Here is a 12,841-nt window from a genome sequence, read left to right on the forward strand (position 1 = left end):
CGCTGGGGGCGGGCGGGGCACAGATGCAAACCCTGCTGAATAACCCGATGGCCAGCCCTTATACCCTGGGGATGGCGGCGGCGGCAGGCTTTGGCGCGGCGTTAAGCCTGGCCTTTGGCGGCTTTGGGTTGAATCCCATGATTGCTGTGCCGATTGGCGCTTTTATCTTCTCCATGCTGGCGGCACTGTTCCTGTTTATGCTGGCCTCAATGCGTCGGGTGCGTACCGAAACCATCATTTTGGGCGGCATCGCGCTGCTGTTTCTGTTCCAGTCGATGCTGTCGCTGATCCAGTTCCTCTCCTCCCCGGAGTTGTCGCAGCAGATTTTATTCTGGCTGTTTGGCAGCCTGACGAAAGCGACCTGGCCCACGCTGACGCTGACGGCGGCAGTCACGCTGGTGTGCTGCCTGCTGTTGATGGCGGACTCGTGGAAGCTGGCTGCGCTGCGTATGGGGGAAATGCGTGCGCTCAGCCTGGGGGTTAACGTGCGGCAACTGCGGATGAAAGTGCTGGTGATTGTCGCGGTCATGACCGCCACAGCCACCAGTTTTGTCGGTGTTATCGGGTTTATCGGGCTGGTGGCACCGCACATTGCACGCATGATGGTGGGGGAAGATCAGCGATTTTCCCTGCCGATGTCGGTGCTCAGTGGCGCACTGATGCTGTCAGCGGCGTCGGTGCTGTCTAAATCCATCGTGCCCGGTGCGCTGTTCCCGGTCGGGATCGTCACCGCCATTGTCGGCGTGCCTTTCCTGCTATGGCTGATTTTTTCTCCCCGGAGGAGCGCCCTGTGATCCAGCTTGATAATGTCTCTGTTCATCGCCAGGGACGGCCGATTATTGATGCAGTGAGCGCCGGGCTGGAAGCCGGTAAAATCCATGTGATTATCGGCCCGAACGGCACCGGAAAAACGACGCTGTTGAGTGCCATCTTTGGTGAGCTGGCGCTGGCATCCGGGCAGATCGGCTGTGGTGGACATCATCTGGCGGCAGGAAAACAGCCTGGCCGGGTGCTGCATGCCTGGCGTGAGATCTTCGCGTATTTACCGCAGGACAGCAGCGCCGATATTGGCCTGACGGTGCTGGAAGTGGTGGTACTTGGGCGGCTGGGCAAACTCTCGCTGCATATTGATGATGAAACGCTGGAAGCTGCCATGCAGCGCCTGGCGCAGGCCGGAATTGCCCATCTTGCCGGGCGCGACATCGCTTCGTTAAGCGGCGGTCAGCGCCAGATGGTGCTGTTTGCTCAAGTCATGATGCGTGAGCCTCTGGCGATGTTGCTGGATGAGCCGGTCAGCGCACTGGATCTCAAGCATCAGCTGGCGCTGCTCGACCTGGTCCGGCGTGAAACCCGGGCACGGGGTTGGGTGACGGTGATTGTGCTGCACGATCTTAACCTGGCCTGCCAGTATGCGGATAACCTGCTGGTGGTCGCGCAGGGGAAAATTCAGGCTGCCGGGAATCCGCGTGATGTGGTGACCGCCGAACTGATTGCCGCCACGTACGGCGTTGAGGTTGAGATCTTGCGCGATCGTGCAGGTAATCCGGTGATCCAGCCGCTCAGCACGGCGGTGTGATAAATCCTCAGGCAAGGGCACGGTGATCCTTTCGTGCCGCTGTCTGAGGTATTTTTAAAAAAATTCAGTACCAGCTCGCATTTCAAGGAATGATGGAGGGAAAGATCGCTCCGTCCGGTGTACGCTGCTCCCACAGGAGAATGTGGATTACAGGGCATGTACGAATTTACGTTGATTTTATTGTTACTACAGCAGATGTGTGTGTTTCTGGTCATCGCATGGCTGATGAGTAAAACCCGTCTGTTCATCCCTCTTATGCAGGTTACGGTGCGTCTGCCCCATAAGCTGCTGTGCTATATCACCTTCTCCATTTTCTGCATTATGGGCACCTATTTCGGTCTGCATATTGAAGACTCGATTGCTAACACGCGCGCCATTGGTGCCGTGATGGGCGGCCTGCTAGGCGGCCCGGTGGTCGGCGGTCTGGTGGGGCTGACGGGCGGATTGCATCGCTATTCTCTGGGCGGCATGACGGCGCTCAGTTGCATGATCTCCACGATCGCCGAGGGGCTGCTGGGCGGCCTGATGCACAGTTTTTTGATCAAACGCGGACGCAGTAACAAAGTCTTCAGCCCGCTGACGGCGGGCGTCATTACGTTTGTCGCTGAACTGGTGCAGATGGCGATTATCCTGCTGATTGCCCGACCCTTCCAGGATGCTTTGCATCTGGTGCAGAGCATTGCGGCACCCATGATGGTGACCAATACCGTGGGGGCAGCGATGTTTATGCGCATCCTGCTGGATAAGCGGGCGATGTTTGAGAAGTACACCACGGCGTTTTCGGCCACGGCGCTGAAGGTGGCTGCCTCGACCGAGGGGATATTGCGCCAGGGGTTTAATGAAGAGAACAGCATGAAGGTGGCGCAGGTGCTCTACAAAGAGCTGGATATCGGCGCCGTGGCCATCACTGACCGTGAACGCCTGCTGGCCTTTACCGGCACCGGTGACGATCACCATCTGCCGGGCAAGCCGATCTCCTCCTCCTATACCTGGCGTGCTATCGACAGCGGAGAAGTGGTCTATGCCGACGGTAACGAAGTGCCTTACCGCTGTTCGCTGCACCCCAATTGCAAACTTGGCTCGACGCTGGTGATCCCGCTCAGAGGCGAAAACCAGAAGGTGATCGGCACGATAAAGCTGTATGAACCGCGCAACCGCCTGTTCAGCTCCATCAACCGTACGCTGGGCGAAGGCATCGCGCAGTTGCTGTCTGCGCAGATCCTCGCCGGGCAGTATGAACGTCAGGAAGCGCTGCTGGCCCAGTCCGAAATCAAACTACTGCACGCTCAGGTAAACCCCCATTTTCTGTTTAATGCGTTGAATACGCTGATGGCGGTGATCCGCCATGACAGCGAAAAAGCCGGGCAACTGGTGCAGTATCTCTCCACGTTCTTCAGGAAAAACCTGAAGCGTCCGTCGGAGGTTGTCACGCTTGCGAATGAAATCGAACATGTGAACGCCTACCTGCAAATTGAGCAGGCGCGTTTTCAGTCGCGACTGAGCATCCGGTTGTGGGTGCCGCAGGAGCTGGCTTACTACCAGCTTCCTGCCTTTACCCTGCAACCGATTGTGGAAAATGCAATAAAACACGGCACCTCACAGCTGCCTGGCATCGGTGAAATTACCCTGAAGGCCAGCCGTGACGGGCAGCATCTGGTGCTGGATATTGAAGATAACGCCGGGCTTTATCAGCCCAAAGAGAGCGGTGGTGGGCTGGGGATGAGCCTGGTGGATAAACGTTTGCGCGTGCGATATGGCGACGCTTACGGTATCACCGTCACCTGTGAACCGGATTGTCTCACCCGCATTACACTGCGGTTACCGCTGGAGGAGCCCCTATGATCAGCGTATTGATTGTCGATGATGAACCCCTGGCGCGCGAGAACCTGCGCGTCATGTTACAGAAAGAGCCGGATATCGAAATTGTCGGCGAGTGTGGAAATGCTGTTGAGGCGATCGGCATGGTGCATAAACTGCGCCCTGACGTACTGTTCCTCGATATCCAGATGCCGCGCATCAGCGGCCTGGAAATGGTCAGTATGCTTGACCCGGAGGACCGTCCCTGGATTGTCTTCCTCACCGCCTATGATGAGTTTGCGGTGCAGGCATTTGAAGAACATGCTTTTGACTACCTGTTGAAACCGGTGGAGGTTCCGCGACTGGAGAAAACGCTGATGCGCCTGCGTCAGGATCGCCACGGGCAGGATGTCTCCGTGCTGCCGGATAATCAGCAGGATCTGAAGTTTATTCCCTGCAGCGGTCAGAGCCGTATCTATCTGTTACAGATGCAGGACGTGGTATTTGTCAGTAGCCGCCTGAGCGGGGTGTATGTCACCAGCCAGGAAGGGAAAGAGGGCTTTACCGAGCTGAAGTTACGCACGCTGGAAAATCGCACACCGCTGCTGCGATGCCACCGTCAGTTTCTGGTGAACATGGCGCATCTGAAAGAGATCCGCCTTGAGGATAATGGCCAGGGAGAGCTGTTACTGAGCAGCGGTCACACCGTGCCGGTGAGCCGCCGCTATCTGAAAAGCCTGAAGGAGGCCGTGGGCTTGTAAGCTACGGTTTTAAGCCGGCAAAGGCCGCACGGATTTCCTCTTCCGGTAGCTCAATGCCGATAAATACCAGCGTGCTGGCAGGCTGTTCATCAGCCTGCCACTCGCGATCCCAGTCAGCACTGTACAGTCGCTGTACGCCCTGGAACAGCAGGCGGCACGGCTGATCGGCAATCCACAACATCCCTTTGTAGCGCAGCAGCTTATCGGCAAAACCGGCCAGCAGATCCTCCATCACTTTCGACACCGCCTCCAGTGCCAGCGGGTAGTCCAGCTCCAGCACTATGGAGGAGATGGCATTCTGCTGCTGTGGGATAAATTGAAAACGCGGTTTTGGCGTGACGATCGCCTCTTCCAGCATAAATCCCCGGGTATCAAACAACAGCGCCAGGTCAATATCGCCATGGATCACCGGGTAAATCGGTGCACGCGCATTGATGCGTTGCAAACGCTCCATCAGCTCCGGCGGCGTGCCACTGATATCCGTCTTGGTCAGCAGAATGCGGTCGGCGTAGCCTATTTGCGACTGCGCCAGAGTAAACTGATCCATCTGCTGCCCGGCATGTACGGCATCAACCAGCGCGATCACGCCGTCCAGCAGATAGCGCTCGCACAGGATCTCATGGGAGAAAAAGGTCTGAATAATCGGGCCAGGATCGGCCATGCCGGTGCATTCGATGATTAAGCGATCGAAGGTGATGTCGCCGTTATCCCGGCTGTCCAGCAGGTCGAGCAAGGCGGTTTCCAGCTCCCCGGAACGGGTACAGCAAATACAGCCGTTAGTAAGGGTAGTGATTTGCGTGGCGCGATCGCCAAGTAGCTGATTATCGACGGCGACGGCACCAAACTCATTCTCAATCACCGCAATTTTGTAGTCCTGCTGTTCATGCAGAATATGACGTAACAGCGTGGTTTTTCCCGCGCCGAGAAAACCGGTCAGTACCGTGACAGCAATGGGGGTCATAGGTTATCTACCTTGATAGTCGTCTTGCATCAGCAGCAGCGCATGCCGCCTTTTCCATCTCCGCCATAGCGCGCCTGCTGGCGCTCTCGGAAGAACTCTTTATAGGTCATCACCGGTTTATCCGGGTGATTGGTCTGCATGTGTTCAACGTAGGTATCGTAATCAGGAATGCCGACCAGCATACGCGCCGCCTGGCCGAGGTATTTCTTCGCCGCGCCTAAGTTATCGAACATGATGTATTCCCTGTTGTACAGATCGGAGTAGGGGCGAGGCATGCCTCGCCCGTCTTTTAACAGGGTTAATGGCCGGATGACACCTTAACCCCTTCTTTCGGCACCGGAACGTAAGCGGTTTCCGTATCGGTTGGTTCACTGGACTGGCGTGCGTTCAGCCAGGCTTTAATGCCGTAGAAGATAATACTGTACACCACTATGAGGAACAGAATACTCAGACCCGCGTTAGTGTAGTTGTTGATCACAATATGATTCATATTGCTCACCTGTTGAGCCGTCAGCTCAGCGCCTCCGGCGGCCACTTTGGCTTTGTACTCGCTGGCCATATAGAAGAAACCTTCCATCTGCGGATTGGTGCTGAACAGCTTGAGCGCCAGCGCCCAGGTGGTACAAATCAGCAGCCATACAGCAGGTAGCATCGTCACCCAGATGTATTGCGTACGCTTCATCTTAATCAGCACCACGCTCGCCAGTACCAGCGCCACCGCGGCCAGCATCTGGTTGGAAATACCAAACAGCGGCCACAGGCTTTTCACGCCGCCCAGTGGGTCAACCACGCCCTGATACAGCAGGTAGCCCCACAGCCCGACACAGCCTGCGGTGCCGATAACACCCGCCAACAGTGAATCGGTTTTCTTCAGGAAAGGCACAAAGTTACCCAACAAATCCTGCAACATAAAGCGGCCGGAACGGGTACCGGCATCCAGCGCGGTCAGGATAAACAGCGCTTCAAACAGAATGCCAAAGTGATACCAGAAGCCCATATCGGCAATTGGCATAATTTTGTCAAACACATGGGCAATCCCGACGGCCAGCGTTGGCGCACCACCCGCACGGTTCAGCACCGACGGCTCACCAATATCTTTCGCGGTTTGCAGGATTTGCTCAGGAGAAATCACAAAGCCCCAGGAGCTGACGGTGGCTGCCGCCTGAGCGGTCACATCCTGCAGCTGCGCCATAATCATTGGCGCGTTGGCACCGCCGAGCTCATGCAGGTTTGGCATGACGATGCCGAGGCCTGCGGGGGGAGTGTTCATCGCGAAGTAGAGACCCGGTTCGATAATCGAGGCCGCGACCAGCGCCATCACCGCAACAAACGACTCCATCAGCATGGCGCCGTAACCGATAAAGCGCGCATCGGTTTCACAGGCCAGCAGTTTCGGCGTGGTGCCGGAAGCGATCAGCGCATGGAAGCCGGAAACGGCACCGCAGGCGATCGTAATAAACAGGAACGGGAACAACGCGCCTTTCCACAGCGGGCCAGTACCATCAATGTACTGTGTCAGCGCCGGCATTTTCAGTTCAGGATTCAGAATGACAATCCCGATGGCCAGGCCAACAATCACCCCAATTTTCAGGAAGGTGGCCAGATAGTCACGCGGGGCCAGAATCAGCCACACGGGCAGCAATGCAGAAATAAAGGCATAGCCAATCAGCGTGAAGGTGATGGTGGTGTCTTTAAAGGTCAGTGCCGGGCCCCAGTACGGATCGTGGGCAATCACGCCACCAAAGTAGATCGACGCTATCAGCAGGATCACGCCAATAACGGAGATTTCCCCGACCCGCCCCGGCCGGATAAAGCGCATATAGATGCCCATAAACAGCGCAATCGGCACCGTTGAGCAGACGGTAAACACGCCCCACGGACTTTCAGCCAGCGCTTTCACTACGATCAGGGCCAGCACCGCAAGGATGATAATCATGATCAGGAAGCAGCCGAACAGCGCAATGGTACCGGGAACCGGGCCCATCTCATTTTTGATCATCTCACCGAGTGAAGCACCGTTACGGCGCTGGGAGATAAACAGCACCATAAAGTCCTGTACCGCCCCGGCCAGCACCACGCCCGCCAGCAGCCACAGCACGCCGGGCAGGTAGCCCATCTGCGCCGCCAGCACCGGACCGACCAGCGGCCCCGCCCCGGCAATCGCCGCGAAGTGGTGCCCAAACAAGACGTTACGGTTGGTTGGCACATAGTTCAGGCCATCGTTATTGATCACCGCAGGCGTCGCGCGGGTCGGGTCGAGTCTCATCACCTTCTGGGCGATGTAGAGGCTGTAATAACGATATGCCACCAGATAGACCGACACGGATGCCACAACGATCCACAGCGCACTGATATGTTCGCCGCGTCTGAGTGCGACCACGGCCAGACAACACGCACCGATGATCCCGAGAATCATCCATGGTATGTGCTTGAATAGCTTGTTTTTATTCATAGGGAGACCTGGCTTTATACGAAGTTAGATGGTGTGCAATCGAAAGAGTTTTATACCAGCGATATGGTGGCGAATTTATACAGAAAGCAGGGGGATAATTCGTTGAGTGGCGATATGGGGGATTAAGCGGTAGCTTACCGACGTAAAGCGGTTTCGCCGGTAAACTTAAGGGGGGAAATATGTGACTGGGGTCTCACTGAGGCTGCCTGTTTTTTCAGGGGCCTGGAAACGTCTCGTAGCGGGTTGCATGCGAGACCGACGCTCGTCTCAAATGAATATCATCAGTTATTCTGGCCTGCGATAATCTTGCTCATGTTGATACCCGTGACGCCAAAACCGCTGGTCTCATAGATATGGCGAGCACGAGCATTATCTCCTGCAACGCGCAGTCTAATCTCTTTAAAACCCTTTTCCCGAAGATTATCTTCAAAGGCGCGAAGAGTTTGTTTACCCAGCCCTGTGCCCTGGAAAGAGCTGAAGATATGAAAATCGTAGATAAAAACTGTACGCATAATCGTATCTGGTTTATACCAGAGATAGCCTACATGCATTTCAGTCTTATCTAATCGCGCAACCAGGGACATTAAAACCTGCCCACAGGTATTAACGCCTTCCGCAAGCGCTTCTGTTATTTCCTGCTTTGCTCTCACAAGAGAAGCACTTGGGGATAGTCCATAATTTGCCCCTATCTCGTTGGCATAATCTGGAATAAAATATTCAAGATAAGCAGGGAACTCGTCTTCTGTCATTAAGCGGAAGGTGATCATCTCTTACTCCTTAGTGATGAATACAACTGATAAACAGGACAATATTAACAGCATACCACCCTACCACTCCCTGTTATCTGGAAGACGGCGGCGTCCTGCTTTCGCTCAGTTGTCGGTGCTGTTCCAGTTCATAATCAATAAATGCGCCAATCATTGCGCGGTACACTTTCTCGATAATCTCTTCCGGCAGATGGTGTGCTGCGGCCTGCTGACGCACTTTATCAATCACCTTCTGCACACGATCCGGCGCACGCACAGCATCGCTGTCTTTCTTAAATGCGGCGGCGGCTTTTACACATTCTCCCCGTTGGGCAATCAGTGCGACCAGGCGGATGTCGATCTGGTCGATGCTTTTTCTCACATCTTCAATACAGGTAAAGGTCATTGTTAATCTCTTGTACTAGTTTTGTGGATCAAGATTACCTAAAGTGATGCGCATTGACCAGCAGGAAAAGTCGTCAGATTCGTTAATGTAAATTTCTCATATCGGGATCATTTTTATCCTGATTTTGCCCAATATTGCTGATATAACGAAGACTCAAAAAATTGTCTTTTATGAAACTTTTCAATAGCTCAGGGACTTTTCGCTGAATTTGACTTAAAGGAAGGGCGATGAGCGTACACTCAGGAAGAACAGATAAAATGATCTCCGATTTTGAACCTCTGGCGTCGATTCTCGCACGCCGTGCGCACCTGCGTGCATTGTTTGTCAGCCAGCAGTTTGCGGCACTCGATGCGTTACTTGAACAGCAATCCCAGCCCTGGCTGAACGGTGTCAGTGAAGCGTACGACTATGAGTGGAGCATCGACATGCTGTTCGACCCGCTCCAGCCCGTAGCTGAGACTCTTGCGGCGCTGGAGGCGTGGGTCGCCCTTCATCCTGATTCCTACCATGCCCATCTGCTGCTGGGATGTTACTGGGAGCGTGCTGCGGGCCGTATCCGTACTCAAAATGGTGGTGATTACGTGACAGACGATCGCTGGATGGGGGCGGAACTGGCGCGTGATTCAGGCATTGCCGCCTATCTGCGCGCGCTACCTTTGCATCCGAAACCCGCGTATGCGCTGTTCCGTATTTTCCGTCTGAGCTGTTATCTGGGTGAGCCGCAGTGGTTATTCGCACTGGCGCTGGGTGAACAGCCCGACAGCTATACGCAGCGCCAGTCTGAGGTCGACCCGGAGGTCTGGGCCGCTGGCATGCAGTGGTTGCGCGAGGAAGGGGGCAGTGAGCTGGCCATTATCCCTCAGGCCCTGCCGGCATGTTTATCGCCGCGCAGTGAAGAGGAGCAACAGAACAGTAAGCTTTACTGGCTGCGCTTGACGCTGGACGCGCGCCCGAATCTGTACACCATCCTCAGTTCCTGGGTGCATTTCCTCTATCCGCGTTGGGGCGGGAGCCATCAGGAGATGTCGGCGTTTATCGACAGTGACTGGTGTCGTGGATTGACCGAAAGTGAACGTAACGGTTTACGCATGACACAGGCCTGGGATTATCTCGGCTATGTGGCGTTAATGCCGGAGGAGGATGATCGGGAGAACATTGCTTTTTGTCTGCGGCAATATGATGCCCTGTTAGCACTCAACCTGACTCCGCGCCAGCATGCCTCTGTGCTGCGCAGTTTTGCCAACTTCCTTTGTCACTACGCGCGCACGGAAGAGGACGGTGAGGTGCACTGGAACAAGCCAGAGATGCAGCGGGCCTACGATGCGCTGGTCAAGGCATGGCAGGTTGATCATCCGGTTGCCGATCCTGGGCTTCATGATGCGTTCAGCTCTTTACTCTCCTGCCTGGATTTTGCGGGTATTGAGGACAGCTTTGGTCTGCGCCCAATGTGGTTGGATCGCAGTCAGCAGTGGGGCGACTGCCAGTATGAGGTGCTGGTGGCGGGGCTGGCCAGCAAATATGGCTTTTATGGCATCCGTCAGGGGCAGTTTGACCATGAGCGACTGATCCCGCTGGGCCTGGCGCTGGAGTCCGATCTTGATATCGGCCAGGCAGGTGCCAACCTGTTTSAKKSKGYANTCYGMWGMNNCKSGGATTTWNNTRACGSRNGRCMGMRRYYGWYGCCGGKRAWSMYNTMYGCRATNGNCKGATTWNNNTAYGAMSKNTWWWCSRGMYGRWTRKMRCGYCGYTAWSKCYNGMRATRCYRSWKYCTGGKAANAANTYGMGRGYRRKYTCTGGCRTGRATKKNAAYRRKMAGYMSASGCCRNNGTWASNNGTRAWTTGCCANNNNGTANAASCNGKGGYWYRTTATTWYYNNTKWWWMYKWKWTTGTWMAYSCAYRRYWKTAWCMNCKWRCASKNCGRKSWRTWYRWCGGRNTGAKSANATRMYGMCAATGYMGRNGMTRNAAGKCNNTKSCWKCKMKYMWYKYSYRWGYTGKMKRSWYTKWTSMTRTKYAWKYRGYAYKCMAGMGAWRMNGSATSGTYRMTNTTNKMKRTRKRAKWRRTGMWRNGCTKSASYSYRGAWCKWTGAWCRNCCTNNCWMTCARSNGTNCKCMKCMKMMTMTWAYGCNTYAYNCMYYCTYKACCKGYTCWKNCTKNGTTKCRMNCCGTTMTCTGGCMMWNNTCTGRGTKKWTYSMRNNNGTYTKNCSMTMARMCCGYWGGMNGARTAWWTSCTKKWMYRNTKCRGKCRWGRTTYMNTCMKYKYRKTSMMYYRTYCKKSKSATTSCSTTNATCARNTSGCKYTKCGKYGMGANTARAGSRYRMRTNGGWTGANNAMGRCAGKSCWRKGAYWWKWRAWKYCRTMKRMNAWSATRAAAARTNGNNGNANTRYWRRSKMWKYMWYKYTCWYKAWGMWTRATNTCNCWTMNAKCAMANAMRGWGYARWTACYAWRWRWATMKYGATAWTMNGWAYCTSYWCYGSKTRANCNAWMRWAWAAWTRATWWRNTAWTAWNNTCCKRATGNGAWAGTWAATGTACTTCAAGGAGAASAAGTAATTTATGGATATTTATCTAAACAGAAGAAGTAACGATAACAAGTATTTCGCTGCCATGGGGCAGTCTGCTGCCTCGGATTTATACCGGGTGGCAGAAATCGTTGCCGGAAAACATATACGCGATCACTTTATCCGCGCCCGGTTTCTTGACGAGGTGAAAGCGTTTGCTAACGCTAATCTTCATGAAATCAATAAGTCTAAAAGTGATGCTCAGTGCAAAGCCGCCATTAATAATATCAGGGAGGAGAGCAATAACATCAGCACTCAGGGCGACCGGCTGACGATGGGGCGGGCAAAGATATTTCTTACAGTCAGCATGGAGAAGTATAATAAAGAGCTGGGTTATACCATTGATGCTGTGAATCTTGTCGTGGGTACTGTGCAGCTAGCAGGCGGGGTTTCTATAGCAAGGAGTGCAATTAAAGCGGGATCCATGGTGGGGAAAATTGCTGGCTCTTACATTATCATAAGCAGTGGGACTTCAATGTTAGAAAATATTTTAAAATTATATGGAAAAGAAGATCCACCAAATTTTTTAAAAGATGCTTATGTAGGTGTTGCTAAATTTATGGGTTTTGACCGGAGGATAGGGCTTACAACTTATCATTCTATGGAGATTGTCAGCTCCGCCTACGGTGTCTTTAAAATGAGCCTCAAAGCAGATGCCTGGCGACTCTATAAATTCATTCCATCTGATTTTTATATTCAGGTTGGCAGGATGAGTAAAGCATCTTTAATGTTGGAAGTGGTTGTTTCAGGTAATAACTTGAGGTTTATTTATGGAATGCATTCAGGTGGTGAGCTGTAATATTTAATAATAATGTCTGAGTTGCCACGATTTTAATGTGTGGCATTTTTATTTATTATTTTTAAATCTTTTTTTGTATAAGCATGATTTTAATCCCAGTATTAATGGATTGGCAATGCTTGAACATAAATAAACAAACACGGTAATGATAAAACTTAGTGTCATCATCTCTAGTGTTGAGTATTCTTCTGATATTCGTGATGTATTAAAAAGAATGAGTATAACTAAAATAGCATATGTAATGCACAAGAAAGTTGAACCCAATACCTTGATCTCCTCTCTCAACGTATCATCATAATCTAACGCATTATCGCCCTCGACCTGCTCATCTTGTTTCGCCCGTTCTCTGGCCCTTCTGAGTTTTTTCAAATCGTTTTCGCTAAAACCGTTGGCGAGTAAATCCTTTTCTAATTCGGTCATGGTTCCCTCCTTTTATTCAATCATCCTTGTCATTCCCTTATCAGGTCGCGCTGTGGTGAGAGTAGAGGATACGGCGGTTGAAAGACAGGTTTGGGAGAGAGGAAACCATCAATACCCCTAAAAATGGATAATTAGCGATTTATGGCGAAATAAGCAGAAGGCGAGAAAGCAGGGCTGCAACAGCATGCAGCCCCGGAATATCGGATTACTGGCGTGGCAGATGGCAGCAGGTCAGCATGTCTATCTACCCACATCCCCCCGGCTGTCATTTAAGCGCGACAATCTTCTGAGCAAGTCGTTGTGAGTTAAGGTTAAAATAATTTATTGTTCCCGTGAGCAAATCCGGTCAGAATTTGCCTGG

At 53.1% G+C, this 12,841-nt stretch carries 11 protein-coding genes and 1 pseudogene; 6 read left to right on the top strand and 6 right to left on the bottom strand.

Going from position 1 to position 12,841, the window contains the following annotated elements; genetic code table 11:
* From FVB43_RS10985 to btsR, 4 genes are all read left to right on the top strand, one after another.
* Positions 1–794: FecCD family ABC transporter permease (locus FVB43_RS10985; protein ID WP_167864011.1), on the top strand; the 794-nt coding region annotated here is incomplete at its 5' end.
* A complete protein-coding gene (locus FVB43_RS10990; protein WP_133843588.1) occupies positions 791–1,576 on the top strand; it encodes an ABC transporter ATP-binding protein in 786 nt (261 codons plus the stop codon). The genes FVB43_RS10985 and FVB43_RS10990, both read left to right, overlap by 4 nt.
* A gap of 156 nt (positions 1,577–1,732) precedes the next feature.
* Positions 1,733–3,418, top strand: coding sequence for a sensor histidine kinase (locus FVB43_RS10995; protein WP_133843586.1), 1,686 nt, complete (start codon positions 1,733–1,735; stop codon positions 3,416–3,418).
* Complete coding sequence (btsR, locus tag FVB43_RS11000) at positions 3,415–4,134, top strand: two-component system response regulator BtsR (RefSeq protein ID WP_133843584.1); 720 nt, start codon at positions 3,415–3,417, stop codon at positions 4,132–4,134. The genes FVB43_RS10995 and btsR overlap by 4 nt, the downstream gene beginning before the upstream one ends.
* A 1-nt stretch (position 4,135) precedes the next feature.
* On the opposite strand, the gene yjiA is transcribed toward btsR, so the two are convergent.
* From yjiA to FVB43_RS11025, 5 genes are all read right to left on the bottom strand, one after another.
* Entirely contained in the window at positions 4,136–5,095 is a 960-nt protein-coding gene (yjiA, locus tag FVB43_RS11005) for a GTPase (protein ID WP_167864012.1), read from the bottom strand.
* Between the two features lie 29 nt (positions 5,096–5,124).
* The gene (locus tag FVB43_RS11010) at positions 5,125–5,328 is read right to left on the bottom strand and encodes a YbdD/YjiX family protein (protein ID WP_133843580.1); all 204 of its coding nucleotides are present in this window, start codon (positions 5,326–5,328) and stop codon (positions 5,125–5,127) included.
* Positions 5,329–5,393: 65 nt separating this feature from the next.
* Positions 5,394–7,547: a carbon starvation CstA family protein gene (locus FVB43_RS11015; RefSeq protein ID WP_167864013.1), complete on the bottom strand. Its 2,154-nt coding sequence runs from the start codon at positions 7,545–7,547 to the stop codon at positions 5,394–5,396.
* A gap of 281 nt (positions 7,548–7,828) precedes the next feature.
* On the bottom strand, positions 7,829–8,314 hold the full coding sequence (locus FVB43_RS11020; protein ID WP_167864014.1) for a GNAT family N-acetyltransferase: 486 nt from the start codon (positions 8,312–8,314) through the stop codon (positions 7,829–7,831).
* A 73-nt stretch (positions 8,315–8,387) separates the two neighbouring features.
* Entirely contained in the window at positions 8,388–8,699 is a 312-nt protein-coding gene (locus FVB43_RS11025; protein WP_167864015.1) for a chorismate mutase, read from the bottom strand.
* 257 nt (positions 8,700–8,956) lie between these two features.
* On the opposite strand from FVB43_RS11025, the pseudogene FVB43_RS24880 reads away from it, so the two are divergent.
* Both FVB43_RS24880 and FVB43_RS11035 read left to right on the top strand, forming a co-directional pair.
* A pseudogene (locus FVB43_RS24880) lies at positions 8,957–10,537 on the top strand (DUF4034 domain-containing protein).
* Between the two features lie 719 nt (positions 10,538–11,256).
* Positions 11,257–12,060: a DUF4225 domain-containing protein gene (locus FVB43_RS11035; RefSeq protein ID WP_167864016.1), complete on the top strand. Its 804-nt coding sequence runs from the start codon at positions 11,257–11,259 to the stop codon at positions 12,058–12,060.
* A gap of 48 nt (positions 12,061–12,108) precedes the next feature.
* Here FVB43_RS11035 and FVB43_RS11040 read toward each other — a convergent pair whose 3' ends face one another.
* A complete protein-coding gene (locus tag FVB43_RS11040; protein WP_167864017.1) occupies positions 12,109–12,480 on the bottom strand; it encodes a hypothetical protein in 372 nt (123 codons plus the stop codon).
* Positions 12,481–12,841 lie beyond the last annotated feature (361 nt).

This window comes from Erwinia rhapontici, assembly GCF_012271765.1.
Taxonomy (GTDB): Bacteria; Pseudomonadota; Gammaproteobacteria; order Enterobacterales; family Enterobacteriaceae; genus Erwinia; species Erwinia rhapontici.